This is a genomic window from Micromonospora sp. NPDC049047 (assembly GCF_040649135.1).
Classification (GTDB): domain Bacteria; phylum Actinomycetota; class Actinomycetes; order Mycobacteriales; family Micromonosporaceae; genus Micromonospora.
The window spans coordinates 63,963-78,947 of sequence record NZ_JBEZEY010000031.1; the positions used below are offsets into that span (position 1 = coordinate 63,963).

12 protein-coding genes are annotated in these 14,985 nt (G+C 73.0%); 7 read left to right on the plus strand and 5 right to left on the minus strand.

Features of this window, described 5'->3' with window-relative positions:
* Window positions 1-41: 41 nt before the first annotated feature.
* Window positions 42-1,109, minus strand: coding sequence for a DUF5919 domain-containing protein (locus tag AB0B86_RS31535; RefSeq protein ID WP_357406197.1), 1,068 nt, complete (start codon window positions 1,107-1,109; stop codon window positions 42-44).
* A 411-nt stretch (window positions 1,110-1,520) separates the two neighbouring features.
* On the opposite strand from AB0B86_RS31535, the gene AB0B86_RS31540 reads away from it, so the two are divergent.
* Window positions 1,521-2,123: an MBL fold metallo-hydrolase gene (locus tag AB0B86_RS31540; protein WP_357406199.1), complete on the plus strand. Its 603-nt coding sequence runs from the start codon at window positions 1,521-1,523 to the stop codon at window positions 2,121-2,123.
* On the opposite strand, the gene AB0B86_RS31545 is transcribed toward AB0B86_RS31540, so the two are convergent.
* Window positions 2,096-2,836: a phenylalanine--tRNA ligase beta subunit-related protein gene (locus tag AB0B86_RS31545; RefSeq protein WP_357406201.1), complete on the minus strand. Its 741-nt coding sequence runs from the start codon at window positions 2,834-2,836 to the stop codon at window positions 2,096-2,098. The two genes, AB0B86_RS31540 and AB0B86_RS31545, sit on opposite strands and share 28 nt — an antisense overlap.
* A 7-nt stretch (window positions 2,837-2,843) precedes the next feature.
* Entirely contained in the window at window positions 2,844-3,455 is a 612-nt protein-coding gene (locus tag AB0B86_RS31550) for a LysE family translocator (RefSeq protein ID WP_357406203.1), read from the minus strand.
* A gap of 62 nt (window positions 3,456-3,517) precedes the next feature.
* Here AB0B86_RS31550 and AB0B86_RS31555 point away from each other — a divergent pair, with 62 nt between their 5' ends.
* Window positions 3,518-4,990 (plus strand): PLP-dependent aminotransferase family protein, encoded by a 1,473-nt coding sequence (locus tag AB0B86_RS31555; RefSeq protein ID WP_357406205.1) that lies wholly within the window; start codon window positions 3,518-3,520, stop codon window positions 4,988-4,990.
* A 27-nt stretch (window positions 4,991-5,017) separates the two neighbouring features.
* Here the strand turns inward: AB0B86_RS31555 and AB0B86_RS31560 are convergent, their stop codons facing one another.
* On the minus strand, window positions 5,018-6,175 hold the full coding sequence (locus AB0B86_RS31560) for a glycosyltransferase (RefSeq protein ID WP_357406207.1): 1,158 nt from the start codon (window positions 6,173-6,175) through the stop codon (window positions 5,018-5,020).
* Between the two features lie 79 nt (window positions 6,176-6,254).
* A complete protein-coding gene (locus AB0B86_RS31565; protein ID WP_357406428.1) occupies window positions 6,255-7,238 on the minus strand; it encodes a glucosyl-3-phosphoglycerate synthase in 984 nt (327 codons plus the stop codon).
* A gap of 226 nt (window positions 7,239-7,464) precedes the next feature.
* Between AB0B86_RS31565 and AB0B86_RS31570 the strand changes: the two genes are divergently transcribed.
* The 5 genes from AB0B86_RS31570 (at window position 7,465) to AB0B86_RS31590 (ending at window position 14,669) form a co-directional block, all read left to right on the plus strand.
* Window positions 7,465-8,475 carry a Gfo/Idh/MocA family oxidoreductase gene (locus AB0B86_RS31570; RefSeq protein ID WP_357406209.1) on the plus strand — a complete coding sequence of 337 codons (1,011 nt, stop codon included), beginning with the start codon at window positions 7,465-7,467 and terminating at the stop codon, window positions 8,473-8,475.
* Window positions 8,468-9,556 (plus strand): zinc-binding alcohol dehydrogenase, encoded by a 1,089-nt coding sequence (locus tag AB0B86_RS31575; RefSeq protein WP_357406211.1) that lies wholly within the window; start codon window positions 8,468-8,470, stop codon window positions 9,554-9,556. Before AB0B86_RS31570 ends, AB0B86_RS31575 begins: the two co-directional genes overlap by 8 nt.
* 49 nt (window positions 9,557-9,605) lie before the next feature.
* A complete protein-coding gene (locus AB0B86_RS31580; protein WP_357406212.1) occupies window positions 9,606-11,384 on the plus strand; it encodes an ABC transporter ATP-binding protein in 1,779 nt (592 codons plus the stop codon).
* Between the two features lie 74 nt (window positions 11,385-11,458).
* Window positions 11,459-13,750, plus strand: coding sequence for an accessory Sec system translocase SecA2 (gene secA2 / locus AB0B86_RS31585; protein ID WP_357406214.1), 2,292 nt, complete (start codon window positions 11,459-11,461; stop codon window positions 13,748-13,750).
* A gap of 178 nt (window positions 13,751-13,928) precedes the next feature.
* The gene (locus AB0B86_RS31590) at window positions 13,929-14,669 is read left to right on the plus strand and encodes a GAF and ANTAR domain-containing protein (RefSeq protein ID WP_357406216.1); all 741 of its coding nucleotides are present in this window, start codon (window positions 13,929-13,931) and stop codon (window positions 14,667-14,669) included.
* The last annotated feature ends 316 nt before the right edge of the window (window positions 14,670-14,985 follow it).

Here is a 14,985-nt window from a genome sequence, read left to right on the forward strand (position 1 = left end):
TCCCGTGCGTCGGGCCGACCGGTCCCGGCGGGTGCACCGCGCTAGCTGGCCGCCGGGGGGCGAGCACCGCCCGGTGGCGGCACCAACCGGTGGATCGCCCGATCCCCGTCGTCGTGCCCGTACTTCTGGTCGAAGTGCCGTTTCACGACGTCGACAGGTGTGTGGTCGCCGTCGGCGGGCTCCGCGAGCGCGAACACCGCGGGCGACGCCCCGGGCGAGCGGGGCGGCAGCATGGCTCGCACGGTCAACGGCCCGGTCACCCGGAACCCACGGCAGTCGACGTAGTGCTGCCCGTCCACCAGCACGTACGGCACGCGCACCTCGACCACGTCCGAGTCGTCGTGGCGCAGCGTGACAAGGACCGACCAGTACCGGTCCAGGTCCAGGGTCGCCTGTTCGTGCTCCCACAGCTCCTCGAACCGGGCGTGCACGAACCCGCCCCACGGGCTGTCCATGTCCACCTCGAGCTGGGGGACGTTGAACGACAGCTTCCCGATCGGGAAGAACGAGATCAACGCCCGCCCGTCCCACTGGTAGAGCTGGATCGACGGGGACGCGTCGTAGAGCCGGACCTGGAGGCGCTGCCGCAGCCGGGAGTCGAGGGCTTCGGCGAAGGCGGCCAGGTGGCGCAGGTTGGTGCGGATCTGCCGGGGCACATCCACCCGCTGGCGTTCCAGCTCCTCCGAGCGTTGCTGCGCGGCGGTGCAGTCCGGATCGAGCAGCAGCAGCTGCACCTGGGCGCCGTTGCCGAGCGCCGCCCGGATCGCGCTCAGGGTCTCCTCGCGGTGTCGCTGCTCAAGCAGGATCGTCCAGGTGTCGAGGATGCGCACCCGGCGGCCGGAGCGGTGCAGCCGGGTCACGAACGCCTGCTGGTCGAAGCTCAGGTGCTCCTGCACCCGCGCCTTGCGGGCCTCCTCGAACAGCGGGTCGAAGATGACGTACGAGATGGCCGCGAGCACGACGCTGGCACCGAGGTTGAGCAGCAGGTCGCTGAGGAAACCGGTGCTGCGCCAGGCGCCGACCAGCATGACGACGGCGATCCCGAGCAGTGCCCCACCGACGCCGAAGGCCCGTCGTTGCCGCCCACCCCGACCAGCCCACTCGGGCATCCGGTCCCCTCCCGTCGACGGCCGGCCCACCGGCGCCCACAAAGCACCAGAATGCGGAGGATACGTGCCGGCTTTGCCGCTCGCTGTCCCGAATGGGACCGACAGTTGGGCCTGTGGCGGATCCAGCGCATCCGTGCGTACTACCACCACCGGTTCGCCGGCCAGCACGACTTCTTCGTCGACGCCGTGACCGACGAGGGCACCATGCGGTCGGCCTGGTCGCTGGTCCGCGCTGGCGGTGTTCGCCGCGCAGTTCCTCCACATCCTGCGCACGGCCGCTGGCGAGCGGCGCTGACCAGGTTCCAGACCGAGGCACGGCGACCCCGGGGCGGTTCGGGTCCCGCCCGGGCACCCCGCGTGACCACCTCGGCCGGGCCGACCCGATCGCCTCGGGTCGCGTACCGTCGTCGGATGCGGATCACCCGATTCACGCACGCCTGCGTCCGGATCGAGCACGACGGCGGGGTGCTCGTCGTCGACCCGGGGACGTGGAGCGAGCCGGCCGCCCTCGTCGGCGCGGACGCCGTCCTTGTCACCCACGAGCACACCGACCACGTCGACGTGCTGCGCCTGGCCGGCCGGGGCGTCCCCGTGTACGCCCCGGCCGGTGCCCGACTGCCGGACCTCGCCCCGCTGCCGGTCACCCGGGTTCGCGCCGGGCAACGCTTCACGGCGGCCGGCATCGAGGTAAGCGCCCACGGCGGCCGGCACGCCACCATCCACGGGGGCCAGCCGGACTGCCCCAACCTCGGCTACCTGATCGGCGACGGGCTCTACCACCCCGGCGACGCGCTGCACGTGCCCGACGAGCCGGTGCACACGGTGCTCGTCCCGGCCCAGGGGTCCTGGCTGCGCCTCGACGAGGCGATCCGGTTCGCCGCCGCAGTGGGCGCCGACGCCGCGTACCCGATCCACGACGCGCAGCTCAACGAGCGCGGCCTGGACAGCGTCGCCGGCTGGTTCGGTGAGACGATCCCCGGCTACCGTCACCTCCGCCCCGGCGACACCGCCTGACCGACGCCACCACCGGTGCTGATGGCGTTGAAGCGGGGCGCGGCGGCGGTCAGCACCGCGCTTGCCGTCGGCGCGGACCACCCGTCGGTCACCTCCCGCACCAGCGTGGCGACCAGGCGGGTCATTGTCGGTAGCGCCCCGGCGTGCAGCGCCTCGGCGACGATCAGCACCGACGACGTGTTGGCCCGTACGGCGGACCAACCGCTCTGCCGGTTCGTCCAGCGTCGGGCGTGGGCCCGTCCGGCGGCGTCGGTGAAGGTCACCTCGCCCGGCTCGGGATGTTCGGTGCCGCCGGCGAAGGTGTGGTATTCCTCGTCGCCGTGCGCGGGCCGGACCACCAGGTCACCGTCGATCCGGTCCAGGTCGAGCGCGGCGATCGGGGTGGCGTACGCGGCCGAGACGGCGTTGCAGAGGTCGACAAGCGGGTGGAGCCGGGGCAACTCACCGTCCAGGCGCAGCCGACGCAGCAACGCCTCCGCCGCGCACCGGTACCGGGTGGGCGGCAACCCCATCGCCGCGTACGCCCGCCGCCACGCCTGGATCTCCGGGAACCCGCTCTCCGGCCCGCCGGCCAGCCGGCTGCGGGCGGCGGCCAGGTGCTCGGCCGTCCGCCGTGTCACGTCGGCGGTGGCGGTGATGCCTGTCGCGTGGACCACACCAGCGACCAGATCGGGGTACGCGGCGCGCAGCTGCGCCGAATGCTCGAACTGCACGGCACTCCTATCGTTGGGTGAGGGCGAGGGTCACGCCGAGCGCGACGAACGTGCCGGCGACGGATCGCCGCAGCCAGTCGGTGACGCGGGGTCGGGTCAGCACCCGGTCCCGCACCCGGGCCGCGAAGATGCCGTAGCCGCTGAACACCACGAAGGTGAGCAGCATGAACACCGCGCCGCAGGCGAGCATCGCCCGGGTCGAGCCGACGGTGCTGGCGCCGACGAACTGGGGCAGGAACGCGACGAAGAACAGCGTCGGCTTCGGGTTCAGCAGGTTGACCACCACGCCTGAGATGATCACCCGGAGCGCCGAGCGGGGCGCGGGATCGGTAGTGGCCGTGAAGGCGTCGCGGTCGCGGGCGATGGACCAGGCCAGATAGAGCAGGTAGCCGACCCCGAGATACCTGACGATGTCGAAGGCCACGGCGCTGGTCTGCAACAGCGCGGCCAGCCCGGTCATCGCCGCCAGCAGGTGCGGCAGCGTGCCGAGCGTGCAGGCGAACGCGGCGACCACGCCGGCGCGGGCCCCCCGGGACAGCCCGGCGGAGAGGGTGAAGAACACCCCGGTGCCGGGGGTGACCACCACGACCAGCGTGGTGACCAGGAAGGCAATGGTCACTGTCGTCCTCCGGCCGGTGTGGTGGGGCGGTACCGGATCCACTCTGCTGCCAAGATGGTCCGATGAGCAGGGCCAAACCGAGGGCATCCGACAGGTCCATAACGGCGGGATCGGACTTTCTGCACCTGACCATCGCCGACGCGCCGCCGGGCGGGCGGGCCGACTGGCTGACCAACCGGTTGCGTCAGGCCATCGCCGACGGGCGGGTGCCGGCCGGTGCGCGGCTGCCGCCGACCCGGGTGCTCGCCGCCGACCTCGGCGTGTCGCGGGGCGTGGTCACCGAGGCGTACCAGCGGTTGACCGAGGAGGGGCAGGTGGCGGGCCGGGGCCGGGCGGGCACCGTTGTCGTCGCCGCGCCGACCGCGCCGGCAACCGCCCCGGCCGCCGTGCCGCCCCCGGCCGCACTGTTCCCGTCGGCTCCGGGCACCGACATCTTCGACGCGGTACGCGCGGCGAGCGCGACCATCGACCTGACGCCCGGCGTACCCGACCTGACCGCCTTTCCCCGCACCGACTGGCTGCGCGCCGAGCGGAGCGTGCTGCGCCGCCTCGCCGCGGCCGACCTCGGCTACGGCGATCCGTGCGGTGCGCCGGCGCTGCGCCAGGCCGTCGCCGCCTGGTTGGCCCGCAACCGCGGCATCAGCGTCGACCCCGCCGAGGTGATCATCGTGGCCGGCGTCTCCCAGGCGCTCGGGCTGCTCGCCCAGGCACTCACCGCCGTCGGCGTCGACCGGATCGGGGTCGAGGACCCGGGTTCGCTCGGCGTGCGTCAGCACCTGAACAACTGGCGGATGGACACCCCGCCGATCACCGTCGACGACGGCGGGCTACGGGTCGACGAGTTGGCCGCCAGCGGGCTGGCCGCGGTGATGCTCACCCCCGCGCACCAGTTCCCGACCGGTGTGGTGCTCGACGGTGACCGCCGCCGCCAACTCGTCGCCTGGGCGCGAACCGGCGGCCTGATCATCGAGGACGACTACGACGCCGAGCACCGCTACGACCGTTCACCGGTGCCGGCGCTGCGTGGCCTGCTGCCCGAGCAGGTCTGCTACGCCGGCAGCGTCTCCAAACTGCTCGCCCCCGCCCTGCGGGTCGGCTGGCTGCTCGTGCCGCCGCGGCTGCGCGAGGCGGTGGTGACCGCCAAGCGCAACGCCGACCTGGGCAACGCTGTGCTACCGCAACTGGTGCTCGCCGAGCTGATGACCTCCGGGGCCTTCGAGCGGCACCTGCGCCTGTTGCGCCGCCGACACATTCGTCGGCGGGACGCCATGATCGCCGCGCTGGCCCGAGCGTTGCCGTCGGCGACTGTGCACGGCGCCGCCGCCGGCCTGCACCTGATGATCACCTTGGACGACGCCGTGGTGGACACCGACCTGGCCGCGGCGACGTTGGCGCGGGGGGTGAAGGTGCAACCGCTGTCCTGGCACTGCCAACGGCCCTACCCGCCAGGTCTCGTGCTCGGCTACGCGGCCCGTACCACGACCGAGATCGAGGACGGCGTGGCCGCTGTCGCCGCCGTGCTCACCGCCGGCTAGGACCGTCGAGCACCAGCGCTGGGCTGGTCAGGCGGGAAGCAGCCGCGGCGCGCTGGCCAGCTGACGGACCCGCTCGTACAACTCGACGTAGCGCTGCGCCATCACCGCGGGGGTGAACCGCTGCGCGGCGACCCGCCGGCACTCGTCGGGGTCGAGCAACTCGGCCGAGCGGACGAGGTCGCCCAACTCCTCCTCGTCGGCGCTGAGCAGCCCGGTGCGGCCGTGTTCGATCAGCTCCGGCAGACAACCCCGGGCCGTGGCCACCACAGGTGTGCCAAGGGCCAACGACTCGACGACGGCCGTGCCGCCCGGCTCCTCCCAGCGCAGCGGGAACAGCGACGCGCGGGCGCTGGCGAGCAGGTCGTCGCGCTCCTGACCGGCCACGGTGCCGACCCAGCGGACCAGGTCGCCGTCGACGTGCGGCGCCACCTCGTCGAGGAAGAACCGCACGTCCGGGTTCTGTCGGGCCTCGTCGCCGGCCGCGGCGAGATCGGCGGGCCGATGGTACGGCCCGACCGGCCCCGCCAGGACCAGCGGGAAACCGACGCGATGCGCGAGTCGGGCACCCACGTCCTGCCCCTTGCCCGGGTTGATCCGGCCCAGGATGAGCAGGTGCTCGCCCTTCTCCGGTCGCGGTCGCCGGTCGGCGTCGACGGCGAGCGGGGTGGACAGGTGCACGTGCCCCACCGAGTGCTCCCGCAACGCCAGCGGAGCGCGGGCCAGTTGCGACGCGGAGACGCCGTTCACCCGGACCCGGTCGCCGCCGTCCAGGCTGCCGTAGAGCGCCGGGTGCTTGGCCAGGTCCCAGTGCAGGGTGTGCAGGGTCGGCGGCCCGGCCGGTCCCATCGCCGCGAGAGTGGCCAGGCCGACCGCCTCCACGTGGTCGTGCACGAGGTCGATGTCGTCGCGCGAGTGCAACTCCCGCACCACCCCGGCCAGGTGCGCCTGGGCGATCCCGCAGACCTGGTTGTACGGCCGCTGCAACGAGGCGAACTGCCCGTCGGCGAACACCGACACCCGTTCGTCCACCGGCAGGGTGCTGCTGCCCACCGAGGCGAGCACCACCCGTACGCCGAGTCGCCGCAGCTCCGGCACCAGCGTGGCGATCACGTTCTCGATGCCGCCGTAACCGGGCGGCGGCACGGCCAACCACGGGCCGGCGTTCATCAACACGGTCAGGCTCATCGGGCCCGTCCCTCTCTGCCGGTCGCGGTGCCTCCGGTTCGCGACTGCGGGGCTCGCAAGATCGGCTCACTCCTCGCGCTCACGCGGCGGCCACCCGGCGACGGGGCACCCGGTGGCGTAGCTCGTCAAGTGGTGGCCGTTCCTCGATGGACACGTCGCTGACCACGATCTCCCGGTCGAGGTTGGGCAGCGTGTCGGAGCCACCGCGCCGGAACTGGGTGAGCAACGCCTCCGGCGCCAGCCCGGGGGTGGCCCAGCCGCGCCGTTGCAGGCGGGACCAGGCGGTCAACATGATCTGGGCGGACATCCGGCCGAGGGCCGCCGTGTCCTGGTGCCGGTGCTTGCGCTCGCCGAGGTCGACCTGCGCCATCGCGTCCAGGCCGACCAGGTCCAACAGGTCGATCATCATGGCCGTCTCCACCCCGTACCCGGAGACGAACGGCACCCGGGCCAGCACGTCCCGGCGGCCCGCGTACTCGCCGGCGAGCGGCTGCACGAAGCCGGCCAGTTCGGGCCAGAACAGGTTGAGCAGCGGGCGGGCCATCAGCTCGGTCACCCGGCCACCGCCGTCCTGCTCCACACTGGAGGTGCCCACCAGCGGCCGGTGGTAGAAGCCCTTGACGAAGTCGACGGACGGGTCGGTGAGCAACGGACCGAGCAGCCCGCTGACGAAGTGCGGCCGGAACTCCCGCAGGTCGGCGTCGATGAACGCCACCACGTCGCCCTCGGCGGCGGCCAGACCGGCCCAGAGCGCGTCGCCCTTGCCGGTGAGTCGGGGCAGCCCCCGGGTCATCGCGTCCTGGCTGACCACCTCCGCGCCGGCGGCGCGGGCCACCTGCGCGGTCCTGTCGCTCGACCGCGAATCCACAACGATCAGCTCGTCCACCAGGGCGACCCGATCCATCAGGTGTTCCCGGATTGTCGACACGATGGCGCCGACGGTGGCCTCCTCGTTGCGCGCCGGCAGTACGACGCTCACCCGGGTGTCGCCCTTGGCACGCACCAGTCGACGCGCCGGCCAGTCCCCCGCCGACGTCGTCCGGTAGGTGGCCCAGGCCTCCACCACCGGTGACACGTTCGATGTCTCATCCCGCACGGGCACCCCTCCGTTCGTGCGTGGAAAAACCGAATTTGGTTGTTCCCATTCCTCAGCACGCGCTAACCGCTTTCTCGGCAACAGCTTGATCACAACGGTGACATCTCAGCGTTCCCGGGGGATGAACGTTTGATTGCGCACACCCCAGGGGACTGCTCCCATCGCTCATGAAAGGTCTTCAAAGGGGTGCCGAATGCAGGAATGCCGGGTGGGTCTGATCGGAGCCGGGGGAGTGGCGCAACGTCACGCCCGGGTGCTGGCCGGCTTCGACGACGTCGAGTTGGTCGGGGTGACCGACGTCGCGCCGGAGGCGGCGTCCGCGCTGGCCGCGCAGCACGGCGGGCAGGCCTGCGCCGACGTCGCCGAACTTCTGGCCAGCGGCCTGGACGCGGTGTACGTCTGCGTGCCGCCGTTCGCGCACGGTCCCGCCGAGGAGGCGGTGATCGAGGCCGGGCTGCCGATGTTCGTGGAAAAGCCCGTCTCCGCCGAGCTGAACACCGCCGAGCGGATCGCCGACCTGGTCGCGCGCAGTGGGCTGCGCACCGCCGTCGGCCACCACTGGCGTTATTCGACGGTGCTCGACGAGGTCCGCGACCTGCTCGCCGACCGTCCGGTGCGAATGGTCAGCGGCACCTGGCTGGACAAGGTGCCCCCGGTGCCGTGGTGGTCGCGACGGGACCGCTCCGGCGGCCCGGTGGTCGAGCAGGCCGCCCACGTGCTCGACCTGATCCGCGTGCTGGTCGGCGAGGTCACCGAGGTCACCGCGTACGGAAACGGCACCCCGCCGCCGGTCGACGGCGCCGACATCGACTCGGTGACCACCGCCGTCCTGCGCTTCGCCGACGGGGCGGTCGGCACGCTCAGCGCCACCTGCGTGCTCGGCTGGAAGCACCGCGCCGGGTTGGAGATCTTCGCCGACGGGCTGGCCCTCGCGCTGAGCGAGGACGGCCTGACGATCCGCGACGCCGACGGGGAACGCCACGTCCCCGCCGACCCGGAGGCCGCCCGGGTGGCGGTGGACCGTGCCTTCGTCGACGCCGTGCGGGGCATCGGCGACGACGTGCGCGTCCCGTACGCCGAGGCCCTCGCGACCCAGCGGGTGGCCCTCGCCGTCGCCGACTCGGCCCGCACCGGCACGACGGTGCGGCTCAGCGCGCCCGTCGAGCCGGCGCCGCTCACCAGCGGGGTGACGGTCGATGCGTGATCGCGTTGTCACAGTCACCGCGCCCGGTCGCGTGGAGATCGTCGAGCAGGACGCCGAGCCGCTGCGCCCCGGCACGTTCCGGGTCGAGACGCTGTTCAGCGGTGTCTCGGCCGGCACCGAGTTGAGCTACGTCAAGGGCACCAACCCCTACCTCAACGTCACCTGGAACGCCGACCTGGGGCTGTTCCAACCGGGCGCGGCGAGCACGCCGTACCCGGTGACCCGGCTGGGTTACATGCAGGTCGGCCGGGTGGTCGAGAGCGACACCCCGGCGGTCGCGGTGGGCACTGTCGGCGCCATGACCTACGGGCACCGCACCGGCTGGCTGGCCGACCCGGTCGCCGAGCGGTTCGTGGCGCTGCCCGACGACCTCGACCCGCTGCTCGGCGTCTACGTCGCGCACATGGGCCCGATCTGCGCGAACGGTCTGCTGCACGCCGCCGCCGACCTGCACGGCGGCGACGTCCGCGCGCTCGGCGACGGGGTACGCGGCCGCCGGGTCGCGGTGGTCGGGGCGGGCGTGGTGGCGCTGCTGACGGCGCTGTTCGCCAAACGCAACGGCGCTGCCTCGGTGGTGGTGCTCGATCCCACCCCGCACCGCCGACAGGTCGCCGAGGCGCTCGGTCTGGAAACCCTCGACCCGGACGCGGACGACCCGGCGGTCGTGCTCAAGACCCGGTGGGCGCACACCGCCGGCGACCGGGGCGCCGACGTGGTGTTCCAGTGCCGCGGGCAGGCGTGGGCGTTGCAGCTCGCCCTGCGGCTGCTGCGGCCCCAGGGCGCCGTCATCGACCTGGCGTTCTACCAGGGCGGGGCGGACGCGGTCCGGCTCGGTGAGGAGTTCCACCACAACGGCCTGTCGCTGCGCTGCGCGCAGATCGGCCGGGTGCCGCGCGGACTGGCCCCCACCTGGGACCGGGAGCGGCTCTCCGCCGAAACCGTCGACCTGCTCCGGACCTACGGCGACGTGATCCGTAAGCACCTGGTCTCCGCGGTGGTGCCGTTCGACCAGGCACCGAGCCTGCTCACCGACCTGGCCGACCGGCGCCGCCAGGAGCTACAGGTGGTGTTGTCCGGCTGACCTGTCCAGGCGGGCCCGCGGGGTGATCGGGCCGGCTACCGTTCGCGGGATGAGCACCTCGCACGGCCGGCCGGCCGACGACATGTCGCACGGCCGGCCGGTCGGACTGACCGCGCTGCTGCCGTACCTGCGGGAGCATCGCGGCACCCTGGCCGTGGTGGGTGTGTTGTCGCTTGTCGGCGCGGCGGCGTCGTTGGCCCAACCGTTGCTCACCCGGTCGGTGCTCGACCGGATCAGCGCCGACCATCCGGTCGCCGACCTGGTGGCGGTGCTGGTGGCCCTCGTGGTGCTCGCGGCGGCGATCGGCGGGCTGCGCGACTACCTCCTGCAACGCACCGCCGAAGGGCTGGTGCTGGGCACCCGGCGGCGGCTGGCCGGGCACCTGCTGCGGTTGCCCATCGCCGAGTACGACCGCCGGCGCACCGGCGACCTGCTCTCCCGGGTCGGCTCGGACACCACCCTGTTGCGAGCGGTCGTCACCGCCGGGCTCTTCGAGACCGTCACCGGGACGGTGATGGTGGTCGGTGCCGCGACCGCGATGGTGCTGCTCGACCCGCTGCTGTTCGGCGTCACAGTGTTCGGGGTGGTGCTGGGGTTGGGCTTCGCGGCCACCTTCGCCCGGCGGGTCCGGGCGTTGGCCCGCACCGCCCAGGAGCGGATCGGCGAGATGACCTCGGCGGTGGAGCGGGCCATCTCGGCGGCCCGGACCATCCGGGCCAGCCGGGCCGAGGCCCGCGAGACCGAAACCGTCACCGGCAGCGCCCGCGAGGCGTACGCGGCGGGGCTGCGGGTGGCCCGGGTGCAGTCGGTGGTCGGGCCGATCGGCTCGCTCACCGTGCAGGGCGCCTTCCTGCTGGTGCTCGGGATCGGCGGCGCCCGGGTGGCCGCCGGGGCGATCACCGTGGGTGACCTGGTCGCCTTCGTCATGTACCTGTTCTTCCTGGCCCTGCCGCTGGCCCAGGTGCTGCGGGCGTACACCCAGTTGCAGTCCGGCCTGGGCGCCCTGCAGCGGATCGAGGAGATCCTGGCCGTGCCGGCGGAGGGCGCGGCGGACGAGCCGGCGCCGGCCGGTGCGACGGCGACCCCGCGCGGCCCCACCCCGATGATCGAATTCGACCGGGTGGGGTTCGGCTACCCGGGCGGCGAGCCGGTGCTGCGCGAGGTCAGCTTCGCGGTGCCCGCCGGCACCCGGACCGCGCTGGTGGGGCCCTCGGGCGCCGGCAAGTCGACGCTGCTCGCGTTGGTCGAGCGCTTCTACGAGGTGAGCGCCGGGGCGGTCCGGATCGACGGCAGCGACGTGCGGGACCTGCCCCGTGACGCGCTGCGGGCCCGGCTCGGCTACGTGGAGCAGGAGGCCCCGGTGCTGGCCGGCACGCTGCGGGAGAACCTCCTGATCACCACCCCGGACGCCACCGACGAGCGGCTGCGCGAGGTCCTGCACGAGGTCAACCTGAGCCACCTGGTGACCCGCACCGCCGAGGGCCTGGACGTCCAGGTGGGCGAGGGCGGCGTGCTGCTCTCCGGGGGTGAGCGGCAGCGGTTGGCCATCGCCCGCGCGTTGCTCGCCAGCCCGCCGGTGCTGCTGCTCGACGAGCCGACAAGCAACCTCGACTCGCGCAACGAGGTCGCGCTGCGCCGCGCCATCGACGCGGTGGCCGTCCGCCGGACCCTGCTGATCGTGGCGCACCGGCTCGCCACAGTTGTCGACGCCGACCAGATCGTCGTCCTCGACGGCGGTCGGGTGGTGGCGGTCGGCACCCACGCCGAGCTGACCGCCACCGATCCGTTGTACCGGGAACTCGCAGCCCATCAGCTGCTGGTCGGCTGACGCCGGCGGATCGCTGTCAACTTGCCGGCGGCCGGGCCGCGCAAGCCGCTCGGAATCGCGTACCGTTGCCGCTCATGGGTGTGTCGCAACGGTTCAAGAGCAAGTTCCGGCGGTTCCTCCAGCGCCCCGGCTCGACCGTGGATCTCGCTCCGCTGGAGAAGCTGCTGCCGGCGATCGAGGCGCGTGCGGACGAGCTGGCGGCGCTCGACGACGCCGAGTTGACCGAGGCCGCGGGTGCCGCCGTCGGCTACGAGGAGATCTGCGCCGTCGGCCGCGAGGCCGCCCGCCGGGGCCTCGACCAGCGGCCGTACGACGTGCAGCTGCTCGGCGCGATGGCGCTGCTGTCCGGCAAGGTCGCCGAGATGGCCACCGGTGAGGGCAAGACGCTCACCGCCACGATCGCCGCGTACGGGCACGTTCGGCTCGGCAACGGGCCGGTGCACGTGCTCACCATCAACGACTACCTGGCCCGCCGCGACGCCCAGTGGATGGAGCCGGTCTACACCCTGCTCGGCCTCACCGTGGGCTGGGTCAACGAGGCCTCCACCCCGCAGGAGCGGCGCGCCGCGTACGCCTGCGACGTCACCTACGTCTCGGTGAGCGAGGCCGGCTTCGACTATCTGCGCGACCAGTTGGTCACCGACGTCGACGACCGGGTGCAGCCGGCGCTGAGCACCGCGATCGTCGACGAGGCCGACTCCATCATGATCGACGAGGCGCGGGTGCCGATGGTCCTGGCCGGCGCGGTGCCGGGCGAGCAGGATCCGGTGCACGCCGCCGCCGCGCTGGTCCGCGGGCTGCGCAAGGGCAAGCACTACACGGTCGCCGAGGACGGGCGCAGCGTGGCCTTCACCTCCGCCGGTCTGGCCGCCGTCGAGGCCAAGCTCGGCATCGACCTGTACGACTCCGAGCACGTCACCCAGCTCTCCGCGGTGCACGTGGCGCTGCACGCGCACGCCCTGCTCAACCGTGACGTGGATTACATCGTCCGGGACGGTTCGGTCGAGCTGGTCGACGAGATGCGCGGCCGGGTGGCCCAGCGCCGCCGCTGGCCGGACGGGCTCCAGGCGGCGGTCGAGGCGAAGGAGGGCCTGGACGCCACCGCCGAGGGCGAGGTGCTGGGCACCATCGCCGTGCAGGCGTACATCGCGCTCTACCCGAAGGTGTGCGGGATGACCGCCACCGCGGTGCTCGTCGGCGACCAGCTGCGGGAGTTCTTCGGCCTCGAGGTCGCGGTGATCCCGCCGAACACCCCGTGCATCCGCGAGGACGAGCCGGACCGCATCTACGCCACCCGGGCCGAACGCGACGAGGCGCTGATCGACGAGATCCAGCGCTGGCACGCCAAGGGGCGGCCGATGCTGATCGGCACGCTTGACGTCAAGGAGTCCGAGGGATTGGCCGCCGGGCTCAACGCGGCCGGGGTGCCCTGCGTGGTGCTGAACGCCAAGAACGACGACGAGGAAGCGGCGATCATCGCCGAGGCCGGTGCGTACGGCGCGGTGACGGTCTCCACCCAGATGGCCGGCCGGGGTGTCGACATCCGGCTGGGCGGCAGCGACCAGAGCGACCAGGAGCGGGTCACCGAGCTGGGCGGCCTCTACGTGATCGGCAGCGGCCGGCACGACAGCCGCCGGGTGGACGACCAGCTGCGTGGTCGGGCCGGCCGGCAGGGCGACCCGGGTGGTTCCGTCTTCCTGGTCAGCCTGGAGGACGACCTGGTCGTCCGGCACGCCGCCGACGCGGTGCCGCCGTCGCCGCGGATGAACGCCGACGGCCTGGTCACCGACGAGCAGGTCGACTACGCGGTGGAGCACGCCCAGCGGGTCGCCGAGGGCGTCAACCACGAGATCCACCGCAACACCTGGCGCTACAGCGTGGTGATCGAGCAGCAGCGCAAGGCTCTGGCCGCGCGTCGTGAGCGGTTGCTGACGAGCGACGTGGCCGCGGTGATGCTGTTGGAGAAGGCGCCGGAGAAGGCCAGCGAGATGGACGAGGACCTGCTCGCCCGGGTGGCCCGGTCGATCGCGCTCTACCACCTGGACCGGCTCTGGGCCGAGCACCTGGCCGAGCTGTCGGAGGTCCGTGAGGGCGTGCACCTGCGGGCGCTGGGCCGGCTCGACCCGCTCGACGAATTCCACCGGGCCGCCGTGCCGGCGTTCAACGATCTCATCCCGGAGATCGAGGCCCGCACCATCGCCACCTTCAACGAGACCGAATTCGACGAGGACTGGCAGCCCGACGACGGCACCCTGGTCCGGCCGACCGCCACCTGGACGTACCTGGTGCACGACAACCCGTTCGGTTCGGAACTCGACCGGCTGATCGCCTCGATCGGGCGGCGGCTCAGCGGCGCGTCGCGCTGACTCGACCTTCGGGGCCTCTGCGACACCTCCGGGTGTGGCAGAGGCCCCGCCCTACGCCGTTTCGATCCCGGTTTGCGAGGGTAGTAGGGCGGGTCGGTCAACTCGGAAGAGAGCAGACGATGGCACACGTGACGGCGTCGGCGGGATGCACGCGGGGGCGTACGAGGGCAGTGAAACGGTGAACCTGGACACGCGGGAACCGGTGGTCGAGCGACTCGGTGTGCTGGAGACCGCCGCACTGTTGCGGGAACTGACCGCCGGCCTCATCGCGTTGACCGATTTCGATCAGGCACTGCTGGCGCTGGTCCGGGTCACCCGCGACGCGGTGGCCGGGGTGCGCTGGTGCGGGTTCACCGCCCTGCGGGCGGGCGAACCGGCCGGCGTGGCCGCCTCCGACGAGCGGCTGGCCTGCCTCGACGACCTGCGGCACGGGCCGGACTCGCCAGCGATGAGCGCGATCCACCGCCGGGAGATGATCCTCGCCGCCGACCTGGCCGGTGAGTCGCGCTGGCCGGTCTGGACGGCCCGCGCCCGCGACCTCGGCGTACACGGAGTGATCTCGGCTCCGGTGGACATCGACGACCAGGTGATCGGGGCGATCAACCTCTACGCCGGTTCGCCGGACGTGCTCACCCCACAACACCAGTTGACCGCGATGCTGCTCGCCGAACACGCCGGCCTGCTGCTGGCCGCCGTCCGCGACCGCGGCCGACGCACGGCTCTGGCCGGGGAGCGGGACGCCGCGCTGCTCAAGGACGGGGTGGTGGGCCAGGCCGTCGGCGTGATCATGACCCAGCGCGGGTGCCCGCCGGTGGAGGCCCTGGAGGTGCTGCGTACCGCCGCGTCGTCGTTGGACATCCCGCTCCGTGAGGTGGCCGAGCGACTGGTCCGGACGGTCTCCCGCCAGCGCGACACCTGACCGGCCGCCGCCCTGCCCGCTGCCCGGCCCGCCGGCCCGCTGCCCGGTCCGCCGGCCCGCTGCCCGGCCCGCTGCCCGGCCCGCTGCCCGGCCCGCTGCCCGGTCCGCTGCCCGGTCCGCCGGCCCGCTGCCCGGCCCGCCGGCCGCTGGCCCGCCTGCCGCTGGCCCGCCTGCCGACTGGTGATCGACTCGGGTTCCTTGACCTCGGGGTGTCCGAGGCTGGCGGTTTCAAGTGGCGGTTGCAACCAGGTGTTTGTGGAGTACCTCGGCTGGATTTTGCCAGTCGAGGGTTTGGCGTGGTCGTCCGTTGAGTTCG

Coding starts and splice junctions, on each gene's coding strand:
- AB0B86_RS31535 (WP_357406197.1), bottom strand. CDS start 1,109: ATGCCCGAGTGGGCTGGTCGGGGTGGGCGGCAACGACGGGCCTTCGGC.
- AB0B86_RS31540 (WP_357406199.1), top strand. CDS start 1,521: ATGCGGATCACCCGATTCACGCACGCCTGCGTCCGGATCGAGCACGAC.
- AB0B86_RS31555 (WP_357406205.1), top strand. CDS start 3,518: ATGAGCAGGGCCAAACCGAGGGCATCCGACAGGTCCATAACGGCGGGA.
- AB0B86_RS31560 (WP_357406207.1), bottom strand. CDS start 6,175: ATGAGCCTGACCGTGTTGATGAACGCCGGCCCGTGGTTGGCCGTGCCG.
- AB0B86_RS31570 (WP_357406209.1), top strand. CDS start 7,465: ATGCAGGAATGCCGGGTGGGTCTGATCGGAGCCGGGGGAGTGGCGCAA.
- AB0B86_RS31575 (WP_357406211.1), top strand. CDS start 8,468: ATGCGTGATCGCGTTGTCACAGTCACCGCGCCCGGTCGCGTGGAGATC.
- AB0B86_RS31580 (WP_357406212.1), top strand. CDS start 9,606: ATGAGCACCTCGCACGGCCGGCCGGCCGACGACATGTCGCACGGCCGG.
- secA2 (WP_357406214.1), top strand. CDS start 11,459: ATGGGTGTGTCGCAACGGTTCAAGAGCAAGTTCCGGCGGTTCCTCCAG.